The organism is Congregibacter sp. (assembly GCF_965662665.1).
Lineage (GTDB): Bacteria > Pseudomonadota > Gammaproteobacteria > Pseudomonadales > Halieaceae > Congregibacter.
The window spans coordinates 13,439-37,043 of the sequence record NZ_CBFIIF010000015.1 but is presented as its reverse complement, the minus strand read 5'-3'; the positions used below and the strand labels follow the sequence as shown (position 1 = coordinate 37,043).

Here is a 23,605-nt window from a genome sequence, read left to right as displayed (position 1 = left end):
TCCCGGGAACGCTCTTATGATTAGATCCACGCAATGGTTACTTATCGCCGTCTTCAGCATTAGTCTCGCTGGCTGCGGTGGAACCGAAGATCCCCCCCAGAGCGTCGCGCCGATGCCTACGACAACAACAGCGGCAGCGACTCCCGAGCCGCTACGCATTGCCGTGCTCCGCTTCTCCCACGAAACCTGCACTTTCTGCCCGGGCGGAGACGTGACCATGGAAGACTGGACAAAGATTCGCGACATGGATGTCGGTGATGAAGTACTCACCGCAGGCGGATACACCAAGGGATTTACCAGCGCCATGCGTGAGTATCAGGGTGTAGAACTCATCGGACTGACCTCGCCCCCTGGCGTTTATGGGGGCTCCTCGCGCAGCTGGTCTACCCGCGAGACCTTCGAAGAAATCATGGCGGGACAGATCGCCGATCTCGAGGCAGCCATGCCGGTCGACGGCGTTTACCTCGCTATGCACGGTGCCATGGCGGTTCGGGATATCCCCCGCCCGGAGGCAGAGGTTGCCAAACGCATCCGCCAAGTCGTGGGTCCGGATGTGCCTATCGCGGCAACCTTTGATCTCCACGCGAATGAAGATGAAGAATTCCTCAAGTGGGCCGACATATCGCTGGTCATCAAGCGCTACCCCCACTACGACACCGGTTTACAGGGCGAGCGAGCAGCTCGACTGCTGTTGCGGACCATCCGCGGCTCCTATGAGCCCACCGGCGCGACGCGGCGCCCGGGCATTGTCACTCCCACGGTACTGCAATGGACGGGCCGCTCGCCCTACATGGACATTTACGAACGCGCCCGCCGCTGGGAATCCCGAGAAACCGACGTGTTCGTCAGCGTAGCGCTCGGCTTCCCCTGGTCAGACGTTCCCGATCTTGGCGCCAATATTCAGGTCATCACCAACAACGACCAGGCGCTCGCTGATCGCATCGCCGACGATATGAACGAATACATGTGGCGGGTGCGTGAGCAAATGTTCGACACTGAACTGCTCATGCCCGAAGAAGCCGTGTCCCGGGCCATCAATGATATCGAAGGCGGAGTGAGCCCCGTGGTGCTTGCGGACTACAGCGATCGCAATGGCGATTCCACATGGATACTCGACGAAATCGTTAAACAAGGATTAAGCGGCGTGCTCTACGGCACCGTTCGTGACGAACTTGTGATCCAGCAATTGCTGTCCTCCGAGGCCCAGCCCGGCGATGCCTTTGATATGCCCGTGGGTGGTTTTGCGGCAGACTCCAGCGGCAAGCCCGTACAGATTACCGGCACACTAAGCTATATCGGTGAGGGGCTGGGCTACGACACGATAGCTATCGTGGAATTCGGCGAAGACAATTCGCTGATCATCACACCGGCCCTGCGCCAGATCATCTGGACCGAGCAGCTCGAAGTCGGCGGTCTTGACCCTGACGACTTTAAGGCCTTTGTCACCAAGTCACGGGTGCACTTCCGTCGCGGCTTCGACGAGACGGGCTACTCCCCCTCTATTTACATCGTTGACGCTCCGGGAGGCTTCGTCGGGACCGTACGGCTGGACTCTCTGAGCTACGACAACGTGGAGCTGACCGATCTTTACCCCTACGGCACACCCCCTGACCGGCGTTGATCGCTCTTTTCAGGGCTAAAGGCGACGGAAATACTGGCGCTCTAAGCGATCAGGCAAAGCCGCGATCGACAAACCAGAACATACCCAGGGTAACTAACGCGCCTGCGAGCACGTTCGATGCGGGGATCTGCAAAGTTTTCACAGCAGGGATCATCCGCGCGAACAACAGCAAAACGAGGAGCAGCGCCCCTACAATGAGCAGCTGACCAAGCTCAATTCCGAGATTAAACGCCAACAGGGCAACGGCGAGTTGCTCTCCAGGCAGGCCAATTTCCAGCAAAGACCCGGCGAAGCCGAAGCCGTGAATCAAACCAAAAAATGCTGTCAGCAAGGGCGTCAGTCCGGGCATCCAAGCCCTGTGCTCGCGTGTCAGTAAGAGGTAGGCACCAAAGAACAACGTTATCCCGACCATGGTGAGCGGGTCCGGCCCACTCCTGAACACCCCTAAGAGCACGATGACCGCGCCGCCAGTGAAGACTGCCCCCGCATAAACGCCCAAGCGCGATTGACGCCGGAACACGCTTTCTGCGGCGACTAGTGCGATGGTCAGTCCTATAAGTGCCTCCACCATCTGACCATTGGGGACAGCCAGGCCGAGAACGGCCAATGCCAGGGTGATGCTGTGACCGACGGTGAAACCGGTGATCGCAAACACGAGTGGCTTTACACCGCCCACCAGGAGCAGGATCGATGCAAGAAAGGCCAGATGGTCGAAGCCAAACGCCATATGACCAACGCCTAAACGCGCATAGCGCGCCGCCACGTCCGCTAGCGCAACCGAGGGCGCCTCGGGAAGCGCCCACACGCGGTTAGCCCTATCAAGCACGCGCTCGCCGACAAAGCCACCATCGACGCTGCTGACGCGCACAAAGTGCAGGTGATCCGGAAGGAGCTCGAAGAACGCATTGTCGCGGAGCTCAACAGGACCTTCGCCAGGGCAAGTAGCAACGAAACTGGCCTGCAAAAACGTCTCGGTTTCCGTCGTAGCGAAACGGGTTTTCTCGCAGGCACCGGTGGGTGTGAAAAGCTGATAGCGATCTTTGACCACGGACCCAACGATATCTAGCGGCGATTGATGGGCGTAGTAACGTAAATCAGCGAGCTGCAAAAACTGATCTCGCCGCATGTTATAGGTAATGGTAAAGCTCTGCTCCCCAGGACCTGCTCGCAGAACGCCATAGCTCTCGCCCAAGGAATGGGCATGCAGCGGCGCCGGTAACAGAGCAAGCAGCAACCAGACAATAAGGTGTCGCATGCTAGGGCGCCAAGTGGGGGTTTTTGCGTATTTCTGCGCGCTGCCTCAGCCAGTCCAGGTACTCGTCATAGGCAAGGTCCTGGCGTCGCAGTTGCAACTCGTTGACGACTGATAGGCGAACCTCTTCGAAGGGCGGCACCCGCGCCTCGCTTAGGTTAACAACACGGATGAGACGGAAGTCGCGGCTCCCTTCGTAAGCCAGCACCTCACCCTCCTTTGCGGTTTGCAGCCAGCTAACAACCTCCGCAGGAAAGCGCCTGGCCAGAGCATCGAGGCTGAGCGGGACCGGGGGCAGGCGGCTCATCGTTACCGCGGGGTTCCCCGCGGCCAGCGCTTCGATATCGACGCCCTCCCGAAGGGCAGAATCTGCTAATCGCAACTGTTCTCCATCGCTCACCACAAGCTCTTCAACCCGGATAGTCAGCGGCTCGGTAAAAAGCGACTGGTTGTCGCTGTAGAAGTTTTCAAGCTCAGCGTCCGACACCTTGCGGCCGCGCTCTTCATTCAGAATGGACTTTTCCATGGCCTGAATAATCGCAATGCGGACATTAGAATCGCGGCGAAGAATACCGAGTTCCGAGGCACGCTGAATCAGCAACTCCTCGTCAATCATGTCATCCAGAGTACCCAGCAGTTGATCCACAGGCGCCCCTTCCTGGGCCCGTCGCTCGAGGAGGCTTCGCAACTCATCCGCAGGAATTGTGGTCTCATTCACTTGCGCCGCAGTGGCGTCATCCAGCGACGAGTCACCACCATCCAGCAAACCGATCAGAGCGATGAACACACCCATCACTACCGCGGTAATCAAAAGGCCATCGGTCGGCTTCACGTTCCTAGTCCCTGGCGTCAAGACCGGACAGTCTGCTTACCCTGTCAGGGAAAACTGTAAAGAATGTCTCCGGTACAGACCCTTCGTATATTGGCGCGCCCAGGAGGATTCGAACCCCCGACCGCCGGCTTAGAAGGCCGATGCTCTATCCAGCTGAGCTATGAGCGCGTATTTCAAAAGTGGCAGCGCAATTGTAGGTGCTGCGCGACATCGATGGAACCGTTGCCTACGCTTAAGAAACAATCCGGTAAGCGATAAACACGAGGATGATAAGGGTAATGGGGTGGCCGACGGGTCTTGAACCCGCTACCTCCGGAGTCACAATCCGGTGCTCTACCTGGTGAGCTACGGCCACCACTAAACGGTTTCCAAGCAACTGAAGCAAACCAACGGTAAATCAATCTGAGCAATGCTGAGAGATCACCTACTAGCAGCGCTATATCGGAGGGTTGTGTTGAGTAATGCTGGTTGAGCGGTGTTAAAGGTGGTCGGGGTAGAGAGATTCGAACTCCCGACATCCTGCTCCCAAAGCAGGCGCGCTACCAGACTGCGCTATACCCCGATATAACCTTTAAACAACTCAAATTGCACAATGACCTGAGCCACCGAAACAACCCCGAACACACAGTCCACACTACCTTTGCTGCAAGCTGTGAGCAAGCCCGATTTAGGGAGCGCGAATCTTACTCATCCGCCCCACCCTCGTCAATCAAAAACCTAGCCGTTTCCCCTCCGCCAGAGAGTGCCCTCTGCAGAGTCTTCCAGCACGATGCCCGCGGCGGTCAATTCCTCACGAATCTCATCGGCCCGGGCATAATTTTTATCCAACTTTGCCGAGGCACGCTCTTCGATCAAAGCTTCTATCGCGGCAGCGTCCAATCCTGCCGCAGAGTTGGCATCATCGCCCTGCAGCCATTCCAGGGGATCCTGCTGAAGAATCCCCAGCAAGTTGCCCGCTGCCAAAAGTCGCGCCTTTAGTGATGCTTTTTCAGCATCCGACCCTTTATTGATATCCCGAGCAATCACGTGCAACTCGCTGATCGCAAGCGGTGTGTTCAGATCATCGCAGAGCGCCGCGTAAAAACCCTCGCCCTCCAGGCTAACTTCGGTATCGAGCTCAATATGCTGCACGCTACGCAAGGTGTTGTAAAAGCTCGTGAGCGTTTGCTCAGCCTGTTCCAGCAGAGACTCCGAAAAATTCAGTGGCGATCGGTAATGTGCAGAGAGCAAAGCAAAGCGCAAAACCTCACCGCGATAGCGAGTGAGTAACTCGCGGATGGTCGCTACATTACCCAGGGACTTGGACATCTTCTCGCCGTCCATGTCCAAAAAGGCGTTGTGCATCCAAACTCGTACAAACTCATCGCCAAAGGCGCAGCAGCTTTGGGCTAGCTCGTTCTCATGGTGCGGAAAGATTAAGTCTCGTCCGCCTCCGTGAATATCTATGGTCGGCCCTAAGTGCTCTCGGATCATCGCCGAGCACTCCAGATGCCAACCTGGTCGTACGCGGCCCCAGGGGCTATCCCAACCGGGCTCGTCGTCGCTGGAGGGCTTCCAGAGCACGAAGTCTCCGGGATGCCGTTTATAACTCGCCACTTCTACTCGAGCGCCCGCCAGCATGTCGTCAAGGGAACGGCCGGACAACTGCCCGTAATCTTCCATAGACGTGACGTCGAAGAGCACGTGACCTTCACTGGCATAGGCATGCTCACGTCCTATCAAGGTCTCGGTAAGCGCAATCATCGGCCCGATATTGTCCGTCGCATGCGGCTCAAGGGTTGGCGGCAGTGCGTTTAGCTGCGCGGTATCTTGTCGATATTTCTCGGTAAATTCCTGTGCGATAACATCGATGGCCACGCCCTGCTCCCGCGCTGCCTGCATAATCTTGTCGTCAATGTCGGTGATGTTGCGCGCGTAGACCACCTCGTCGTAACGCGCTTGCAGCACGCGAAACAGCGTATCGAAGACAACCACCGGACGCGCATTGCCAATGTGAGCAAGGTTATAAACCGTCGGCCCACAGACATACATGGTCACACGATCCGGTTCGATGGAACTAAAAACTTCTTTGCCTCTGGCGCGCGTGTTGTAGAGCTGGAGATCCACTTTGGCTAATTCCTTGGTACTGTCATCAGGTCTTGCTCGCCCAAACGTCTCGCAGGCCTATGGTCTGATTGAACACCGGGGCGTCTGCACTATGATCATAGCGATCAGCGACAAAGTACCCCTCTCGCTCAAACTGGAACCTAGACTCAGATTCGGCTGCTGCTGCACCTGGCTCAAGCAATGCGCCTTCCACAACCCGTAAAGAGTCCGGATTCAAAAAGCTCATGAAGTCCGCTCCACCACGATCGGGTGCCGGATCCGTAAACAATCGATCGTAGAGGCGAACTGTCGCGGAAACGGCGGACCCAGCCTCCACCCAATGAATAACACCCTTAGGTTTCACCCCATCCGCAGGATCGTTGCCCAAGGTGCCTTCAATAAGATCCGCGATGACCCCCACGACTTCACCGTCAGCGTTTTTCTCTACGTCCACGGCTTCGATAACGTAGGCGTTACGGAGCCTTACCCGCTTGCCCAGCACCAGGCGTTTGAACTTTTTGTTGGCCTCTTCCCTAAAGTCCTCTGCATCGATAAACAGCTCGCCAGAGAACGGAAGACTGCGCTCACCCAGCTCGTCTCTGGACGGGTGCGCCGCCGCAACAATCGGTGCGTGGTCTTCGGGCACATTGCGCAGCGTCAATTTGAGTGGATTAAGCACGCACATTGCTCGGGGAGCGTTCTGATTAAGATCATCGCGGATAGCGTGCTCGAGCATCGCCACATCGACCACGCCGTCGGAACGCGAGGTGCCGACCATTTCACAAAAGTGTCGGATCGCAGCAGGGGTGTATCCGCGACGACGCATACCGGCTACCGTCGGCATTCTTGGATCGTCCCAGGAATCTACAATCCCCTCATCCACCAACTGCTTGAGCTTGCGCTTACTGGTAATGGTGTAGCTCGTGTTCAGTCGCCCAAACTCGAACTGCCGTGGCGTGCTCTCTACAGGCAGGTTGGCAATAAACCACTCATAGAGCGGTCGATGATCCTCAAACTCCAGCGTGCATATAGAGTGTGTAACGCCCTCAATCGCATCTTCCTGACCATGGGCAAAATCATAAGTCGGGTAAATGGGCCAGGCATCGCCGGTCTGGTGGTGATGGGCCTTGCGGATCCGATACAGAATCGGATCACGAAGATTCATGTTGGGGCTGCTCATATCGATCTTCGCGCGAAGCACTCGCGCCCCATCCGCAAACTCACCGCCGCGCATGCGACGCAGGAGATCCAGATTCTCGTCGACAGAACGGTCTCTGAACGGGCTGTTGCGCCCGGGCTCCGTTAGGGTTCCGCGGTACTCTCGCGCCTCATCGGGACTCAGATCGTCAACATAGGCCTTGCCCTGCTCGACCAGATACTCCGCCCAGCCGTAAAGTGTTTCGAAGTAACTGGACGCAAAGCGTACAGGCCCCTCCCAGTTATAGCCTAGCCATGCGACATCAGCCTGAATGGACTCTATAAACTCCTGACTTTCCTTCTCGGGATTGGTGTCGTCGAAGCGCAGGCGGCAAATCCCGTCGAACTCCTCGGCCAAGCCAAAGTTCACGCTGATGGATTTCGCGTGACCGATGTGCAGATAGCCGTTGGGCTCGGGCGGGAACCGAGTGACTATCTGCGGCACTTTTCCGGATTTAAGATCGTCCGCGATGAGCGTGCGCAAAAAATTGTTGCTGGCTGCACCAGATTCCACAGTAGCGGGCCTCCGCCCTTCAAAAAGCGGCGTAGTATACCGGCAGCAGTAAGGGGCCGTCAGTAAGCAAGATTGCCAGATAAAACCACGATTGCATTAAGTAGGAGAAACTGTGCAAAAGGTTCTCTCTAATACATAAAACAAGTACCATCGCGTCCCTGTCGGATGCTCGACTAGCTTAGTCGGCGGTAGCAGCTGGCAATTGCCTCGCGACAGGCTTACGCCCGCACGAAACAACGACTAAAGACGCAGCCAAAACGTACTTAGCACAAAGACAAGCACAAGGATTTTTATGGTCACTCTCAACACCACTTACGGCCCCATCAAGCTGGAACTGGATGCTGAAAAAGCGCCGGCCACTGTGGCAAACTTTTTGATGTACGCGCGTGAGGGTCTCTACGACGGCACAATCTTCCATCGGGTTATCGACAACTTCATGATTCAGGGCGGCGGTTTTGATGCTGATATGCAGCAAAAAGAAACCAAAGAGCCGATCGAGAATGAGGCTGACAACGGCCTCAAGAACGACTTCGGCACCGTTGCCATGGCTCGTACCATGGACCCCCACTCTGCCACGGCACAGTTTTTTATTAACGTGAAGGACAACGACTTCCTGAATCACAGCGGTAAAACCATGCAGGGCTGGGGTTACGCCGTATTTGGTAAGATCGTCGACGGCGAAGAAGTTCTGGACAAGATTCGTGCGGTGCCCACGACTTCACGCGGCGGACACCAGGACGTTCCAGCGGAACCGGTGATCATCGAGTCCGTCGTCGTTGAAGAAGACGCTGACGAGAGCTAATTAGCCTCTCTGCGCCGGGAATCGCGGCAGATGAGTCAGGAATGCTTCTTTATTTCAGATCTGCATCTGGACGAATCCCGGCCCTACGTCACCGAGGCGTTCGCAGAGTTTCTGGATGCGCGCCGAGACGCCTCAGCGCTTTACATCCTCGGTGATCTTTTCGAGTTTTGGATTGGCGATGACGACGACACACACATCGCCACCCACGTCACGGAACTGCTGAGAGACTACCGGCAATCCGGACCCGACATTTTCATCATGCACGGCAACCGGGATTTTCTCCTCGGCGAGAGGTTTGCCTCCCATATCGGCGCGCAACTACTCCCCGATCCAAGTCTTGTCGAGGTGGATGGTCAAACACTACTACTGATGCACGGAGACAGTCTGTGCACAGAAGACACCGAGTATCAGGCCTTTAGAGCCCTCGCCCGCGACGAAAACTGGCAAGCCAGTATTCTTGCTCAGAGCCTGGAGGCCCGCAGAGAACTCGCCCAAAACCTGCGTAATACCAGCCGCGACGCCGGCAGTCGCAAAGCCGCAGACATCATGGACGTTACAGACAAAGAAGTCATATCAGTGATGCAGTCCTCCCACTGCGAGACCTTGATCCACGGCCACACACATCGTCCAGCTTGCCACGAGAACGAGGCCGGCACACGCTGGGTGCTCGGAGACTGGGATGAAAGCGGTTGGTATATGCAAGCAAGTAACGGACAATTAGAATTAGTTAAATTTGATATAAAACAATAGTTTGCGCAACTATTTTAATATCCATTAGAGGTGTTGGTGAGACCCGCTCGCGGTCAGCCTAAGCGGCCGGGACCCCCGAATGAAAACGAAACTCCTGATCCTCGCTCTCTATCAACTCTCGCTCCCTTTCAAGCAGCGGTACTAACCTCGCATCCACATCCATATCAGGCAGCAGGTCCCTGGCGAGGGACAAATAATCCATAAAGTGACGGGATTCAGATCGCAAAAGGCTGGCGTAAAAGCGCCCCAGCTCCTCATCCACGACTGGCAGCACCGCCGCAAAACGTTCGCAAGACCGCGCTTCAATAATCGCGCCCACCAATAGCGTATCTAACAAACGATAAGGCTCATTTTTGTCGACGCAGGTCCGCAGTCCCCCCGCATAGCGCGCAGCCGTAAGCTGTGGGTAATCGAGTCCGCGCTTTTCGATAATCGCTAACACCTGCTCAAAGTGACGAAGTTCTTCGCGGGCTAGGCGCGATAGCTTGTGCAGCAGTGAGGGATGCTCGACATAGCGATACATCAGGTTAAGCGCTGTAGAGGCGGCTTTTTTCTCGCAGTTGGCGTGATCAATGAGCAAAGTGCTCAAATTCTCCGGGCGCCCTGCAGCCTCTACCCAACTCGCGGGTGTCTCGCATAGCAAGAAGCCACGAATAGGCGATAGATCAACGTCGGTGTCTGCAGCCGTCGCTGTGGCCTGATTCAAGAAACTTGTTCCTCGCCAAACAGATCCGGAACCAGGTGATAGCGTTCAAAGTGCGCACTGGAGAGCGCAAAGTAATCCTGGTCTATCTCCTCCCGCAATGCCAATAGCGGCGCGCCCCGAAAGCGTAAATCCACCTCGAAGCCAAACTCCGCAGGCTCATCGATTTGCCCTGCTCCGGCTTTTAGCAGAGCAAACACCCAGCAATGGGGATCGTGATCCGGGTTATGCCGCACCTGCTGAGTCTCCAGCTGCCAGGCTAGCAGCGCCTTGTCGATTACTTGCAGGCGGTTGCGCACGCACTGCGCCAAAAACTGTGCGAGCCGCGCGTCAACAATGCGCTTTTGCTCTTCGGTATAACCGTTCCAGTGAATCACCTCGTGGGCAAAGCGCTTGCAGCCACGACACACGCTATCGCCTATGCCTGTAGAACAGACACCAATACAGGGTGTTTTGACGCGGGGAAGGCGTTGCATGACGGCCCATGGCTCACTCAAGGATACGGGTGCAAGGATAATGGCTCTGGGCGTCAGATGCACCGATCAATCAGGGCAATGGCAGCAAAACAGAAGCAAAGTTAGCTCAACCCCAACCAAGACCGCCATCGCCGCCTCATTCGCCCAGGATCTATTTTCTCGCATCCCTATAACTTTCATGAATAACACCCATAAACCTCTGATTTCTGGTGTGATTTGCGTCGCTAGTCTATACTTCGCGCTGCGAAATTAGGCTGCTGAACCGGCCCTAAGCAATCTCCAAGTGGTCACAACAGCCCTTTAAAACACTATTTATCAAGGAGTTATCGATGCTCGAAGCCTATCGCGAACATGAGGCAGAACGTGCCGCCCAGGGAATTCCCGCCAAGCCACTGTCTGCAGAGCAAGTAGCCGGGCTGATCGAGCTGATCAAGGCGCCGCCTGCCGGCGAAGAAGCCTTCCTTATCGAGTTGCTGTCTGATCGCGTACCCCCAGGTGTCGACGAGGCCGCCTACGTGAAGGCTGGCTTTTTGTCTGCCATCGCCAAGGGCGAGACCGACTGCGCATTGATCAGTCGTGAGGATGCGGTAAAGCTACTGGGCAACATGCACGGTGGCTACAACATTGAAACGCTCGTTGCGCTGCTAAGCGACGACGCACTGGCCGCGCAGGCCGCCGAGGAACTCAAGCACACACTGCTGATGTTCGAGGCTTTTCATGACGTGGCAGAGCTTGGCAAGAACGGAAACGCTCACGCACAGGCGGTGATGCAAAGCTGGGCCGACGGCGAGTGGTTCACCAACCGTGACGCTGTGGCCGAGTCCATCAAGGTATCGGTCTTTAAAGTTACCGGCGAAACCAACACCGATGACCTCTCCCCTGCTCCCGATGCCTGGAGCCGACCTGATATTCCGCTGCACGCCCTTGCGATGTACAAAATGACTCGGGACGGTCTGACTCCCGAAGAGCACGGCGTAAAAGGCCCCATGACACAAGTCGCCGAGATTCAGGCTAAGGGCCACCCGGTAGCTTTTGTAGGCGACGTTGTCGGTACAGGCTCTTCACGTAAATCAGCCACCAACTCCGTATTGTGGTTCTTTGGTGACGATATCTCTGGCGTACCCAACAAGAAAGGCGGTGGCATTTGCATTGGCGGCAAAGTCGCGCCGATCTTTTATAACACCATGGAAGATGCTGGCGCACTCGTCTTTGAAGCGCCCGTAGACGATCTGGGTATGGGCGATGTTATCGATATCCGCCCCTACGAGGGCAAGATTCTTAACGAAGCGGGCGATACGCTCTCTGAGTTTGAACTCAAGTCTGACGTACTCCTGGACGAAGTCCGTGCCGGTGGACGTATCAACCTGATTATCGGTCGAGGCCTGACTACCCGAGCACGAGAAGCGCTGGGTCTGCCCGTCTCAGAGCTATTCCGCACGCCCGAGCAGCCTATCGATACGGGCAAAGGCTACACGCTGGCTCAAAAGATGGTTGGTAAGGCCTGTGGCATGGACGGCGTTCGCCCCGGCACTTACTGCGAACCCCTGATGACTACTGTCGGTTCGCAGGACACCACCGGCCCCATGACCCGCGACGAGCTGAAAGACCTGGCCTGCCTGGGCTTCTCGGCAGACCTCACTATGCAGAGCTTCTGTCACACCGCGGCTTACCCCAAGCCCGTAGACATCGATACACAGCACTCATTGCCTGACTTTATTATGACTCGCGGTGGCGTGAGCCTACGCCCGGGTGACGGCATCATCCACAGCTGGCTAAACCGTATGCTTCTTCCGGATACCGTCGGCACCGGTGGTGACTCGCATACGCGATTCCCCATGGGCATTTCATTCCCTGCGGGTTCTGGTCTTGTGGCTTTTGCTGCGGCGACCGGCGTTATGCCACTGGACATGCCTGAGTCAGTACTCGTGCGCTTTAAGGGCGAGATGCAGCCAGGTATTACCCTGCGGGATCTGGTGCATGCCATCCCCTACTACGCTATTCAGGAAGGTCACCTCACCGTTGATAAAAAGGGCAAAAAGAATATCTTCTCTGGCCGCATTCTCGAGATCGAGGGCCTTTCGGATCTAACCGTTGAACAAGCCTTTGAGCTCTCTGATGCATCTGCAGAGCGCTCCTGCGCTGGCTGCACCATCGATCTGAGCGAAGACACCGTTGCGGAATACCTGCGCTCCAACATCACGCTGCTGCGTGCCATGGTCTCCGAGGGTTATGGAGATTCGCGTACTCTCGAGCGTCGCGCCAAAAAGATGGAAGAGTGGCTGGAAAGTCCATCACTCATGCGTGCCGACAAAGATGCGGAATACACAGCGGTCATCGAGATTGATCTGGCGGAGGTTAAAGAGCCTATTGTGTGTGCGCCTAATGACCCCGATGATGCGCGCCTGCTGTCAGAAGTTGCCGGCGATAAGGTAGATGAGGTCTTCATCGGCTCGTGCATGACCAACATCGGGCACTTCCGAGCGGCGGGTAAACTGCTGGAGCAGCACAAAGGCACGATTAACACACGTCTTTGGATAGTACCGCCCACACGCATGGATGAGCACCTGCTCATGGAGGAAGGCTACTACAACATCTTTGGTGCGGCCGGTGCGCGTACCGAGATGCCCGGTTGTAGCTTGTGCATGGGCAACCAGGCACGGGTAGCGGCTAACTCAACGGTGCTGAGCACCAGCACTCGTAACTTCCCGAACCGTTTGGGCGATGGTGCCAATGTCTATCTGACTTCGGCAGAACTTGCCGCGGTAGGGTCGATTCTGGGCAAGCTGCCGACACCAGCGGAATATTTGGAGTATGCCGAGAATCTGGATGCCATGAGCTCTGAGATCTACCGCTACATGAACTTCGATCAGATTGTGGAGTTTCAGAAGCTGGCCGAGGACGGCAAGCGTATTGCGGCGCTGGAGATTAGTGAGGTCGCCTAGCGCGCAACGCTAAAACTCCATCGCGAATAAGGGGCCTTTTGGCCCCTTTTTTGTGTGCCTGTGTAGTGTTCGGCACCAGCAGCTCTAAGGACGCAGGGGTATGCCCGGAGTCTCGCGAATTGTCACCAGCTCGGATGTAAACACCGTGGTATCGAGCATGCTGTCCAGAGTGCTGACCAATGCATCTAGGTCCGGCCGATCCACTCGACAGCACCGGATGAAATCTATCAGGGCGTCCTGCAATCCCCTGCCCTGGCGTGCGAGAGCTGCATCAACACGTTCAAAGTACACCGCCCCGCCCCAGTAAAATGTTTGGGAAGAGCCGCGCTCTCGAAGCTGTGGCATATTCTCGGGCAAACTCAAGGTTTCACTCTCCAACGCCGCGACGGCCTTGCGCATTTTTTTCTCACGCCGCGCCCGCGCTTCACTCGGTGTAATGGCGTTCATCTCCACCATGATCTGATACTGCAGATAACTCGCGAAGCCTTCCGCAAACCAGGCATTGGACCGTCCCAGGTAAGGCAGTAATAAATGTGAGAACTCATGTGCAGCCGTCCAGTCATCCCTAAACGCCGCCTGACTAAAAGTGGGGTCCACATAAAAGTACAAGGCCTGCTGCTTGTTGCGTCGGGTATTGGCCCAGGGGACGGGCTCCCGAGCATTGTCCCGTCTCAGTAAGTGCAGATGCACATCAAAAGGCAAAGGCCCTGCATAACGCTCCAGCGCGGCATGGGTGTCCGTCAGCCAGAGCTGCAGTTTGGTTTTTTCCACAGGGGAGAAAGGCTCATCCCAATGCCATACCAGAGCGGCTAAAGCGTTGTGGCTGGACAGACATAGCCATAAGGCGCCAACGGCGAGAAGGACTCTATATTGAAAACTGAATGCCACGGATACGTTTACGCAATTCTCTGCGCAGGCGATTACTATCCTGCGATTGAATGCTTTGCGCGTAGACGGACAGCATCAAAGCTCGATACAGAGCGCGCAAGGACTCAGCCTGGGAAGGCCAGCGTTCCACCGCACGTTCGGTGAGCTGCCCGGGAGTTTCGCCGGGCTCCCGACTCATGCCGCGACGCCATAGAGCACGCTGAAAAAGCAACAGCTCCTCCTCAAACATTGGCCGAGGCCTGGGTCTGGATCCTCTAAACAAAAACAGTGACACCAGGGCCATCGTTAGCGCACCAATACCCATAAAGAGACCCAGGGAACGGCTCACGGATATCTCACCCAATACGTCCTGAAGAAATTCAAACTGCGCTGCTCCATCAAAGCCCGTAACCCAACTTTGCCAGCGGTAGGTCAACGCGTCGTAGCGCAATCGTACAGAGTTAATCCAGCCGATACCTCGATAGCGCAGCGGCGACAGTGGTGAGTTGGAAAGGAAGCTACCCTCAGCTGCGACCGCGCGCTCCAGACCGTAGAGAATTCGATCGGGGGATACCGCCGCTGTGGGATCAACGCGCACCCAGCCCTGCCCTTCCAGCCACACCTCATTCCAGGCATGGGCATCAAACTGATGAACAATTACCGTACGATTCACCGGATTGACCTCTCCTCCGAGATAGCCACCGACAATACGTGAAGGAACTCCCATGCTGCGCATCATCACCGCAAAAGCATAGGCATAGTGCTCACAAAACCCACGCTGACTCTCAAAGAGAAACTGGTCCATAGGATCATCGTCTCTCAGCAGCGGCGGCTGCAGCGTGTAGAAAAACGCCTCGTTGCGAAAGTAGTCCAACACCGTATCAACGAACGCCGCGGGAGAAGCACTTTGGGCGTACAAGGCCTCGGCCAAGGCTCGCGTGCGGGGATTCTCAGATACCGACAGCGCTGTCTCTGTCTCGCGGCGCCAATCACTAAGATCTTGCTGCAGGCGCGTATCTGGCCAGCTCTTGGCGACATATTGGTACTCGTTTTCGATGATCGCCGGGGAGTACAGGCGATAGTCGTTTAACTGCATCACACCTGGCTTATCGCTGCGAGCATAGCGAAGCGCATACAGCCAGTTCTGCTGCGTGGGCGCCATGATGATGCTATAGCTTAGCGAGTTACCCTCAACCTCCACGTCGGGCGCACGGCGGTGCTCAGCCGGAATTTCAAAGTATCTAAGACTGCGCCAAGTCCCATCGTTAAGAGCGCTTAAGACAATACCGCGCCAGTAGAGCTCAGACGCCGGCGGAATGTCACCCACAAACTGGGCGCGAAAAGCGACCTCTGAGGACTGACTAAGACTCGAAACATCCCCGGGCCTCAGACGATCGCTCATACCGGTCTGTGCTGTGTGACTCTTAAGAGGCACCGACCACAGCGGACCTATTCTTGGAAAAAGAAAAAACAGAACCAGCATAAGGGGCACCGCCTGGAGCAGCATCACCCCGGCGACGCGCAGTGGCTGGAGGTCCCAAAGACGACCAGCAGGACGATGAATACTCACAAGGGCCGTGGTAAGCACCCATACCAACACCATGGAGTAAGCAACGATGAGAAGGTCCTGGGTAAACAAAAATTCCGTGAGGCACACGAAGTAGCCCAAAAATACAACGACGTAGGCATCTTTGCGGGAGCACATCTCGGTGAGCTTTAAAGCGAAGGCCGTTAGCAGAAAAGCCACCATGGGTTCCATGCCCAGCAAGGAGCCGAAACTCAGGACTATACCGCCGGCGGCGGCAACCGCCAGCACCACCTTAAGCCAGCGCCCGGGTAACTCCAGGCGGCCGCGAAATGCCTGCACTCGCCAAACAAAGGCCAACAGATAAACCGCTGCCACCCAGAGCGGCAGCCTGGGAAAATGGGGAAGCAGCAACAAGGCCTGAGCCACAATGATCCACAGCAGCGCGGGCCGGGGCAGCTGTTCTGCCTGCTTCACGCCGCGCCTCCGGCATCGTTTGTGCCAAACAAAGCTAGTGCTCGCAGCGCTGTGTCGCGCTGACGATCCCCTGCGGCTGGTTGCAACTCAATCCCGGGAATTCGCAGACCAAACTCGAATTCCCTGCGGTGATAATCCAGTACCCAGTAACACAAAGCGGACAAACGACGCTCTTGATCAAGACCCGAAAACTGCTCCCAATCAAGCCAGCGTGCATCCGCAATGGCGCTGGCATAATCTTTTGTTTGCAGTGATTGACCGCGGGCTAGGCCTTTCCAGTAGACACGTCGCGGATTGTCGCCGGCACGATAGTCTCGTATTCCATAAAACTCGTCATCCCCCGAGCCCGAAAGCCAGCGTCCGCCGAGGGCATCCCCTGCGGCCCCGGCAGGCTCAGCGGACACCAAGGGAGTCGGATAGACCAGTGCACGCTGATCCAGATCCACCCAGGTCCAACAGCGCAACAACCCCAGCGGATAGGTGCTCTCAATGCGTAACCTGTCGGGTCTGTGCCAGCCGCGTTTGCCTACGGGGATGTGGAGCGCTAAATCCCGGATGACACCGGGTGCCAGATCGATTTCCTCCACAGCCATCATTGCGGGACTCGAAAACAAGCCCCGTATAAATCGCCGACGTCTTCTTGCCTCCACAGGCACCGGCCAGCCAACCAAAAGCGCGCAATGACCGCGTTTATTAGTTGAGCTAAATCGAAGGTGGAAGCCGCTTCTTTGCCCTGCAAAGGCATCGTCGGCGGTGAGCGCTGTGATTGTCAGCCCCGATAAGTTGGCGTAGGTGTGCAATACGGCCACCACAAACAGATTGGCCAACAAAAAAGTCAGCGCATAACTCATATTATTCTGATAATTGATTGCCGCGATGAGCATCACAAGGAGGCATACAGCAAAAAAGAAGCCGGTGCGCGAAGGAAAAATGAAGATTTGCCGCTGATTGAGTGTCACGGACCTCGCTCGAGGTATCCGTCTATCCAGCCAGCGCGACCAGCGCTGACCGACAATCTCAGACCACGTCGACGTCACGCCGCAGTAGCGCAACCAGCGCCATTCCATCACCGGAAAAACCACCGCCGGGTTGCAAGCGGTGTGCCGTAACGGCGGGGAGGACAGCCTGCACATCATCGGGAATCACGTGATCCCGATCTTCCATGAGCGCCCAGGTCTTTGCGGAGCGCAAAAGAGCCAAGACTCCCCGCGGCGACAGACCCACAGCGAACTCGCCACCATCTCGACTCCTGCCCGCAATACGCTGTATGTAGTCCAGCAGCGAGTCAGAGGCGTGCACATCGTCCACTGCCGCGCGAATTGCGGCGAGTGCTGACTCATCAATGCACTGCTTGAGGCTTGTCTTCTGTCGGGCCTGCGCCGATCCGCGAAGCATTTCCCGCTCCGCCCCCACATCGGGGTACCCCAGTTCTATGCGCATCAGAAAACGATCCAGCTGCGACTCAGGCAGCGGATACGTGCCGGACTGTTCTAGGGGGTTTTGCGTGGCAATTACAAAAAATGGCGTCGGCAGGGTCCGCGTCTCTCCCTCAAGGGTCACTTGTCCTTCCGCCATAGCTTCTAGCAATGCACTTTGAGTGCGAGGCGTACTGCGATTGATCTCATCGGCAAGCAGTACCTGCGTGAAAATCGGTCCGGGGTGAAACTCAAAATGCTGTTCATCTCGGTGGTAAATGGACAGGCCCAGAATATCCGCTGGCAGAAGATCCGAGGTGAACTGTACGCGCTGGTAGGATAAGCCCAGAACCTGTGCAAGGGCGTGGGACAAAGTGGTCTTTCCCATTCCAGGCAGATCTTCGATGAGCAAATGACCGCTGGCGAGCAAACAGCACACGGCCAGGCGAAGCTGGGACTCTTTGCCCAGCAGCACCGTTGCTACCTCTGCAACCGCGGCATCCACCAGTGCTTTTTGACCGCTACTCATCGATCCTGCTCCATGGCGATGACTATAACTACCTTGCTAAGGCTGAAAACATCCACTGGCATTTGCGTTAACACACAGCTAGCCCAGAGAATCCAGACCGCGGGCGAGGTCCGCTTTCAGGTCTTCTATATCTTCCAGTCCTACGGCAATACGAATCAAATTGTCTGTGATGCCAGCCTCAGTGCGCTCCTCGACGGAGATCCGGCTATGGGTCGTGGTGGCAGGATGCACAATAGTGGTTTTGGCATCACCGAGGTTGGCCGTAAGAGACATCAGTCGCGTGGCGTCGATGACCTGCCAGGCCTCTGCCTGAGCACCGCGCACCCGAAAAGACAGCACCCCACCAAAGGCCGACTGTTGCTTTGCCGCCAACGCGTGCCCGGGATGGGTCTCGAGTCCGGCATAAAACACCGACTCTACCTTGGGATGGGATTGCAGCCAGGAAGCTAACAACTGCGCTGATTCGCTATGCGCTCGCATACGTAGAGACAAAGTCTCAAGACCTTTGAGAAACACCCATGCATTAAAGGCACTCATTGTGGGGCCACAGCTTCGCAAAAACCCAAGCACCTGATCCATCAAATCCTGGCGACCCAGAACGGCACCGCCCACGCAGCGACCCTGCCCGTCCAGATACTTCGTGGCCGAGTGAATAACGATGTCTGCGCCAAAGGCCAGGGGCTGCTGAAGCGCCGGCGAGCAAAAGCAATTGTCCACGACCAGCAAGGCGTCTGCTGACTGGGAGAGCTGCGCCATTCCCTGGATGTCGGCAACCTCGCAAAGGGGATTTGACGGCGTTTCGAGGTACAGAAGCTTGGTATTGCACTGCATCGCCGTCTGCCATCCTTCTAGCGGTAGCAACGGAACAAAGGTTACCTCCACACCGAAGTTGGCCATGTATTTGGCGAAGAGCGTGCGCGTGGTGCCAAACACATCCTTGGAACAGATCACATGATCACCGGCTTTAAGCAATGCCATGCAGGTACTCAGGATTGCAGACATACCCGACGCTGTCGCAACACAGGCCTCCGCGCCTTCAAGAGCTGCGAGACGCTGCTCAAAGCTACGTACCGTGGGATTGGTATAGCGGGAATACACATTGCCGGGATCGTCCCCGGCAAATCGCGCAGCCGCATGCTCTGCGCTGTCGAATACGTAGCTTGAAGTCATAAACAAAGCTTCGCTGTGCTCACCCTCGGGGGAGCGCGTAATGCCGCTGCGTACGGCCAAACTCTGCCATTGCAGATCATCCAACACCGGGTCGTCTCGCTTACTCACAATCTATTCTCATTTTTTGGTACTGAGCCAATCATCAATGGATCATTTGCTTAGAGGACGTCCCCTAACCACAAGCCTGCTCGGGGATAGTTATCGGTAACAATAGCTCAGCTTATATCTGAACTATCGTTGTAAATTCCCACCCCATCGCCGTCACCTGCCTGGCGGCTCTTACTCTGGGCTTCATCGTTGCGTTCCGCATCCAGCGCAGCCAAATAAGCAGCATCCACATCTCCTGTGCAGTACTTGCCATCGAATACCGAACAATCAAAACTTTCTATGGATGAGTTACCGTCCTTTGAACACTTGATCAACTCATCAAGATCCTGATACACCAACCAATCCGCTCCAATAAGCGCACTTACTTCCGAGACTGTCTTATCGTGAGCGATAAGCTCTCTAGGCGACGGCATGTCGATACCATACACATTGGGAAACCGCACCGGAGGTGCTGCAGAAGCCAAATACACCCGGGCAGCGCCGGCGTCGCGGGCCATCTGAATAATCTCCCGGGAGGTAGTACCGCGGACAATGGAGTCGTCCACCAGCATCACGTTCTTGCCTTCGAACTCCAGACGAATCGGATTAAGCTTTTGCCGCACCGACTTTCGACGCTGCTGCTGGCCAGGCATGATAAAGGTGCGGCCAATGTAGCGATTCTTAACAAAGGCTTCGCGATACTTGATACCCAAGGACTGCGCCAGGGAAAGCCCCGCAGTCCGACTGCTATCGGGAATGGGTATAACGACATCAATATCGTGAACGGGCTTCTCTTTCAGAATCTTTCGTGCCAGCGCTTCACCCTGACGCGCGCGGGTCTTGTACACGGAGATTTCGTCAATCAGGCTGTCCGGGCGTGCAAAATAAACGTGTTCAAATATGCAGGGCGTGAGTTTGGGCGCATCTGCACACTGGCGCATATGCAGCTGGCGCTGGTTGTCGATGTATACCGCCTCGCCAGGCGCTACGTCACTGAGAAGGCGAAAACCCAGTACGTCCAGAGCGACGCTTTCAGAGGCAACCATGTATTCGCGATCACTCCCCTCACCCCGATAGCCCACTACGAGGGGGCGAATACCATAGGGGTCACGAAACGCGATCACCCCGTAGTTTACGATCATCGCGACCGCCGCATAGCCACCGCGACAGCGTCGATGCACCGCGGACACGGCGGCAAAAATGTCCTCTGGCTCGGGGTGTAACTTCCCTCTTGCCTGAAGCTCGTAGGCAAACACATTCAGTAATACTTCTGAATCTGAGTCGGTGTTGAGGTGACGCATCTCACTCTCAAAAAGCTCTTCACGCAATTCCCGGGAATTAGTGAGATTACCGTTGTGTGCGAGCGCAATGCCGTAGGGCGAATTTACATAGAAGGGTTGAGCATTGGCGGCGCCTGCGCTTCCCGCAGTGGGATAGCGTACATGGCCAATGCCAATGTTACCGTCAAGACGCTGCATATGGTGCTGACGAAAAACGTCTCTTACCAGCCCCACGCTTTTTCGTTGGTGAAAACGATCGTCGCTACAGGTCATGATGCCGGCAGCGTCCTGCCCGCGATGCTGCAGCACAGTCAGCGCATCATAGATTTCTGGCGCGACCCGGCCCTTACCAACAACTCCCGTCAGACCGCACATAGCAAGGGACCATCCGGATTAGCCAAGCGGCTTTCAGACTTCTTAAACATCACGCATTCAGGCCTTTGATTTCTACATCCCTAAACTCGTCGAACAGACGCATGCTCCAGGCCAGCATGACATCGATGTGTGGCATCAGCTGAGACTCACGCAACAAGCTCTGCTCACTCTTGGGCACGATCTCCCGGACCACAAACACCAGAGCCATAACAATCAGGGCACCACGCAGGATCCCAAAAACCGAGCCCAGCAGCCGATCGAGAACCCCCAAACCAGAGGCCTTGACCAGACTGGCAAACAATTTTGCCGATAGAGAACTAGCCACGAGCGTGAGCACAAACACGAGCGACCAAGCCACGATATAGCGCCCCGTGCGATTGGCGATCAAATCGCCGATCTGATCCGCGACGGTAACCGCCAGCAGATTGGCAAGGATAAAAGCGACCACCCAGCCTGCAAGAGAAATCGCCTCTCGCACAAACCCCCGCCACAAACTCAGCAGCGCCGAGAGGGCAACAATGACGACAACCACCCAATCGAAGCCATTAAACAAACCGAGCTGCGGCCAATCACTCATGGCAGGTACCGAATGATCATCGACTCGACTCGCCAGGTTTTATCCACCGCTCCCTTGATCGGCAGCAATTCGTCGCGGCTGTACCGTGGGCCGACGAGCACGCGATAAAGTACGCGATCATCGCGCCGGAGGCGCTTTACGTAACCCTTATAACCACCGGACACCAATTCATCTCTCAGGGACTCGGCGCGTGCCTTGTCAGCCATGGTCGCCACCTGTAAGGAATAGGCAACGGGCAAGCCATCGGCGTCTATCTCCGGCGATTCGAGTGTCTCTCTGGCCTCATCCAGATCGGCCACCGGCATCGTGACATCCCGGGTCGGTAAACTGGCAGGCTCAAGCGCCTGGGACTCATCATCAGAGGGCAACTGCACGTCCGGTGTCTCCTCTTCCTGCGCAGCAGCCCTTCGGCCCGCGCGCAAACCCAGACTATCCGGCTCTGCTATAGGTGTTAGATCCACAGGCGGCGCTGACGGAACCGTCACGCGCAAGTCAGAACTCTGCTGAGCACCGGGCACAAAAATGATAGGCCAGAAAACCACGGCCAGTGCGACAAGAATAAGTGCACCAACAAGGCGCTGTTTTACAAGGTTATCCACCGGTTTTGAGCACTCGCAATGGGGGACTCGGGAGTTCGATGTTCAGGGCACTCATTATACCCGCAACACTGTGAAAAGAGCCGCAGACCAGTAAACGATCTCCCGGAGAGCTCGCTTTCAGCCATTGTTCCCACACGGCCTCGGCGGTGAACTCCGACTGAGGAATAGCGATGCCTGCATCATCAAGGATTTGCCAGATTTTTTCCGGCGCGGCCGCCCGATCAATACCGGGAATTGCCAGTGCGCAGGCCCCCTCTACGCCAAGAGCCAGGGATGCCGCCATGGAGTGCACATCCTTGTCAGCCATTAACCCCAGCGCAGCTATGGTTGTACCTTGAACAGGGTGAGCCGCCAGGTAATCCACCAAAGCCTCCATTGCTGCGGGATTATGCGCAACATCCAGCATCAGTTCCCGTCCCGCGACCTCTATGGTCTGCCGCCTCGCGGGGACAACAAGGTTCTCAAGGGCGCGGTTGGCGTGCTCCGCGGAGAAGTCGCCCCCAAGCATGCTCACGCTCACCTGAATCGCGGCCGCGACATTTGATGGGCGCAGCCCCGCCGGCACCACAAAGGCGGTAGCCGTAGCCTTGGGGTCAGTTTGGACCAGGAGCTGCCCATCATGAAAGCCCCACAACCACTGCTGCCCAGCGCGCAGAACGTCAGCAGCAATGTCTTTGAGCGTGTCAAAGAGTGTTGCAGGGTAGTCGAGTTCGGCAAGCACGACGGGGCGTTTTGACCGGGCAACTGCGGCTTTCTCCGGGGCGATCTCCTCAACACTGTTGCCCAGCCAATGCTGGTGATCAAGATCAATTGCGGTGATCACTGCAAAATCAGCATCCACAATATTGACTGCATCCAGTCGCCCGCCAAGCCCGACTTCCAGGATTGCCACGTCGACGCGCTGCTCATTAAAAACCCACAGTGCAGCCAGGGTGGCAAACTCAAAGTACGTTAAGGAAACCTCGCCCCGGGTGGCTTCTATGGCATTGAACGCTGCGAGGATTAAATCGTCTTCAACGGGAATGCCGTCGACAGCGATACGCTCGTTGTAACTCAGGATATGGGGTGAGGTATAAAGCCCCGTGCGCTTGCCGTGGGCCCGAAGCATGGCCTCGGTGCTATACACCACGCTGCCCTTGCCATTAGTGCCCGCGACGGTAATCACATCGGGTGTATAGGGAAGCAGGTTCAGTCGTTGGGCGACCGTTCTAACCCGGCCCAGTCCCAACTCGATATCAACGGGGTGCAGCTGCTCCAGATAGCTCAGCCACTCCCCGAGCGTGCGTTCAGACATCCGACTTTTTGTCGGAAGACTCCTCGCCGGCGTCGTCCGCAGCATCATCCTCGCTAACGACTTCCGATACCGCGTCCGTTACAAGTTCCGCCCCGCCTGACTCTTCGGGCTCGTCTACCTGCGCGGCGTCTTCAGTCGCCGATACTTCGGTCTCGATCTCGTCAGAGGCTTCGGAGGCTTGTGCTGGTTCCACTGCAGCGTCTTTCGCATCTGTTTGCGAATCTGCTTCAGCAAGC

The 23,605-nt window shown here is 56.3% G+C and carries 19 protein-coding genes and 3 tRNA genes; 4 read left to right on the top strand and 18 right to left on the bottom strand.

Annotation, left to right across the window (positions count from 1 at the left end):
* Nucleotides 1-16 precede the first annotated feature (16 nt).
* Entirely contained in the window at nucleotides 17-1,621 is a 1,605-nt protein-coding gene (locus ACTG39_RS08150; protein WP_439107049.1) for a M81 family metallopeptidase, read from the top strand.
* Nucleotides 1,622-1,670: 49 nt separating this feature from the next.
* Here ACTG39_RS08150 and ACTG39_RS08145 read toward each other — a convergent pair whose 3' ends face one another.
* The 7 genes from ACTG39_RS08145 to ACTG39_RS08115 form a co-directional block, all read right to left on the bottom strand.
* The gene (locus ACTG39_RS08145; protein ID WP_439107048.1) at nucleotides 1,671-2,876 is read right to left on the bottom strand and encodes a HupE/UreJ family protein; all 1,206 of its coding nucleotides are present in this window, start codon (nucleotides 2,874-2,876) and stop codon (nucleotides 1,671-1,673) included.
* A 1-nt stretch (nucleotide 2,877) separates the two neighbouring features.
* Nucleotides 2,878-3,705 carry a peptidylprolyl isomerase gene (locus tag ACTG39_RS08140; RefSeq protein ID WP_439107047.1) on the bottom strand — a complete coding sequence of 276 codons (828 nt, stop codon included), beginning with the start codon at nucleotides 3,703-3,705 and terminating at the stop codon, nucleotides 2,878-2,880.
* 91 nt (nucleotides 3,706-3,796) lie between these two features.
* Nucleotides 3,797-3,873, bottom strand: a tRNA-Arg gene (locus tag ACTG39_RS08135).
* 111 nt (nucleotides 3,874-3,984) lie between these two features.
* Nucleotides 3,985-4,060, bottom strand: a tRNA-His gene (locus tag ACTG39_RS08130).
* 130 nt (nucleotides 4,061-4,190) lie between these two features.
* Nucleotides 4,191-4,267 (bottom strand) — tRNA-Pro (locus tag ACTG39_RS08125).
* Nucleotides 4,268-4,422: 155 nt separating this feature from the next.
* Nucleotides 4,423-5,811, bottom strand: a complete 1,389-nt coding sequence (gene cysS / locus ACTG39_RS08120) for a cysteine--tRNA ligase (protein WP_439107046.1) — start codon at nucleotides 5,809-5,811, stop codon at nucleotides 4,423-4,425.
* A 25-nt stretch (nucleotides 5,812-5,836) separates the two neighbouring features.
* Nucleotides 5,837-7,501 carry a glutamine--tRNA ligase/YqeY domain fusion protein gene (locus ACTG39_RS08115; protein ID WP_439107045.1) on the bottom strand — a complete coding sequence of 555 codons (1,665 nt, stop codon included), beginning with the start codon at nucleotides 7,499-7,501 and terminating at the stop codon, nucleotides 5,837-5,839.
* A 292-nt stretch (nucleotides 7,502-7,793) separates the two neighbouring features.
* Between ACTG39_RS08115 and ACTG39_RS08110 the strand changes: the two genes are divergently transcribed.
* Nucleotides 7,794-8,303 carry a peptidylprolyl isomerase gene (locus ACTG39_RS08110; RefSeq protein WP_439107044.1) on the top strand — a complete coding sequence of 170 codons (510 nt, stop codon included), beginning with the start codon at nucleotides 7,794-7,796 and terminating at the stop codon, nucleotides 8,301-8,303.
* A 30-nt stretch (nucleotides 8,304-8,333) separates the two neighbouring features.
* Entirely contained in the window at nucleotides 8,334-9,053 is a 720-nt protein-coding gene (locus ACTG39_RS08105; protein ID WP_439107043.1) for a UDP-2,3-diacylglucosamine diphosphatase, read from the top strand.
* Between the two features lie 58 nt (nucleotides 9,054-9,111).
* Here the strand turns inward: ACTG39_RS08105 and ACTG39_RS08100 are convergent, their stop codons facing one another.
* On the bottom strand, nucleotides 9,112-9,759 hold the full coding sequence (locus ACTG39_RS08100; RefSeq protein ID WP_439107042.1) for a tRNA-(ms[2]io[6]A)-hydroxylase: 648 nt from the start codon (nucleotides 9,757-9,759) through the stop codon (nucleotides 9,112-9,114).
* A complete protein-coding gene (locus ACTG39_RS08095; protein ID WP_439107041.1) occupies nucleotides 9,756-10,232 on the bottom strand; it encodes a DUF1289 domain-containing protein in 477 nt (158 codons plus the stop codon). The genes ACTG39_RS08100 and ACTG39_RS08095 overlap by 4 nt, the downstream gene beginning before the upstream one ends.
* 329 nt (nucleotides 10,233-10,561) lie before the next feature.
* Here ACTG39_RS08095 and acnB point away from each other — a divergent pair, with 329 nt between their 5' ends.
* A complete protein-coding gene (acnB, locus tag ACTG39_RS08090; RefSeq protein WP_439107040.1) occupies nucleotides 10,562-13,174 on the top strand; it encodes a bifunctional aconitate hydratase 2/2-methylisocitrate dehydratase in 2,613 nt (870 codons plus the stop codon).
* 84 nt (nucleotides 13,175-13,258) lie between these two features.
* Here acnB and ACTG39_RS08085 read toward each other — a convergent pair whose 3' ends face one another.
* The 9 genes from ACTG39_RS08085 to ACTG39_RS08045 all read right to left on the bottom strand — a co-directional run bounded on the left by ACTG39_RS08085 (nucleotide 13,259) and on the right by ACTG39_RS08045 (nucleotide 23,369).
* Nucleotides 13,259-13,945: a hypothetical protein gene (locus ACTG39_RS08085; RefSeq protein ID WP_439107039.1), complete on the bottom strand. Its 687-nt coding sequence runs from the start codon at nucleotides 13,943-13,945 to the stop codon at nucleotides 13,259-13,261.
* Nucleotides 13,946-14,039: 94 nt separating this feature from the next.
* Nucleotides 14,040-16,043, bottom strand: a complete 2,004-nt coding sequence (locus tag ACTG39_RS08080) for a transglutaminase TgpA family protein (protein ID WP_439107038.1) — start codon at nucleotides 16,041-16,043, stop codon at nucleotides 14,040-14,042.
* Nucleotides 16,040-17,110: a DUF58 domain-containing protein gene (locus ACTG39_RS08075; protein ID WP_439107082.1), complete on the bottom strand. Its 1,071-nt coding sequence runs from the start codon at nucleotides 17,108-17,110 to the stop codon at nucleotides 16,040-16,042. Before ACTG39_RS08075 ends, ACTG39_RS08080 begins: the two co-directional genes overlap by 4 nt.
* A complete protein-coding gene (locus ACTG39_RS08070) occupies nucleotides 17,061-17,987 on the bottom strand; it encodes an AAA family ATPase (protein WP_439107037.1) in 927 nt (308 codons plus the stop codon). Before ACTG39_RS08070 ends, ACTG39_RS08075 begins: the two co-directional genes overlap by 50 nt.
* A gap of 78 nt (nucleotides 17,988-18,065) precedes the next feature.
* On the bottom strand, nucleotides 18,066-19,268 hold the full coding sequence (locus ACTG39_RS08065) for an O-succinylhomoserine sulfhydrylase (protein ID WP_439107081.1): 1,203 nt from the start codon (nucleotides 19,266-19,268) through the stop codon (nucleotides 18,066-18,068).
* A 104-nt stretch (nucleotides 19,269-19,372) separates the two neighbouring features.
* On the bottom strand, nucleotides 19,373-20,899 hold the full coding sequence (gene purF / locus ACTG39_RS08060; RefSeq protein ID WP_439107036.1) for an amidophosphoribosyltransferase: 1,527 nt from the start codon (nucleotides 20,897-20,899) through the stop codon (nucleotides 19,373-19,375).
* A gap of 49 nt (nucleotides 20,900-20,948) precedes the next feature.
* Nucleotides 20,949-21,476: a CvpA family protein gene (locus ACTG39_RS08055; RefSeq protein WP_439107035.1), complete on the bottom strand. Its 528-nt coding sequence runs from the start codon at nucleotides 21,474-21,476 to the stop codon at nucleotides 20,949-20,951.
* Entirely contained in the window at nucleotides 21,473-22,075 is a 603-nt protein-coding gene (locus ACTG39_RS08050; RefSeq protein WP_439107034.1) for an SPOR domain-containing protein, read from the bottom strand. Before ACTG39_RS08050 ends, ACTG39_RS08055 begins: the two co-directional genes overlap by 4 nt.
* Nucleotides 22,068-23,369 (bottom strand): bifunctional folylpolyglutamate synthase/dihydrofolate synthase, encoded by a 1,302-nt coding sequence (locus ACTG39_RS08045; RefSeq protein ID WP_439107033.1) that lies wholly within the window; start codon nucleotides 23,367-23,369, stop codon nucleotides 22,068-22,070. The genes ACTG39_RS08050 and ACTG39_RS08045 overlap by 8 nt, the downstream gene beginning before the upstream one ends.
* Between the last annotated feature and the right edge of the window lie 236 nt (nucleotides 23,370-23,605).

Excerpts from the sequence above, each read along its gene's own strand:
- ACTG39_RS08110 (WP_439107044.1), top strand. The coding sequence starts at position 7,794 with ATGGTCACTCTCAACACCACTTACGGCCCCATCAAGCTGGAACTGGAT.
- ACTG39_RS08095 (WP_439107041.1), bottom strand. The coding sequence starts at position 10,232 with ATGCAACGCCTTCCCCGCGTCAAAACACCCTGTATTGGTGTCTGTTCT.
- ACTG39_RS08055 (WP_439107035.1), bottom strand. The coding sequence starts at position 21,476 with ATGAGTGATTGGCCGCAGCTCGGTTTGTTTAATGGCTTCGATTGGGTG.
- ACTG39_RS08075 (WP_439107082.1), bottom strand. The coding sequence starts at position 17,110 with ATGGAATGGCGCTGGTTGCGCTACTGCGGCGTGACGTCGACGTGGTCT.
- ACTG39_RS08150 (WP_439107049.1), top strand. The coding sequence starts at position 17 with ATGATTAGATCCACGCAATGGTTACTTATCGCCGTCTTCAGCATTAGT.
- purF (WP_439107036.1), bottom strand. The coding sequence starts at position 20,899 with ATGTGCGGTCTGACGGGAGTTGTTGGTAAGGGCCGGGTCGCGCCAGAA.
- ACTG39_RS08145 (WP_439107048.1), bottom strand. The coding sequence starts at position 2,876 with ATGCGACACCTTATTGTCTGGTTGCTGCTTGCTCTGTTACCGGCGCCG.
- ACTG39_RS08045 (WP_439107033.1), bottom strand. The coding sequence starts at position 23,369 with ATGTCTGAACGCACGCTCGGGGAGTGGCTGAGCTATCTGGAGCAGCTG.
- ACTG39_RS08070 (WP_439107037.1), bottom strand. The coding sequence starts at position 17,987 with ATGAGTAGCGGTCAAAAAGCACTGGTGGATGCCGCGGTTGCAGAGGTA.
- acnB (WP_439107040.1), top strand. The coding sequence starts at position 10,562 with ATGCTCGAAGCCTATCGCGAACATGAGGCAGAACGTGCCGCCCAGGGA.
- ACTG39_RS08105 (WP_439107043.1), top strand. The coding sequence starts at position 8,334 with ATGAGTCAGGAATGCTTCTTTATTTCAGATCTGCATCTGGACGAATCC.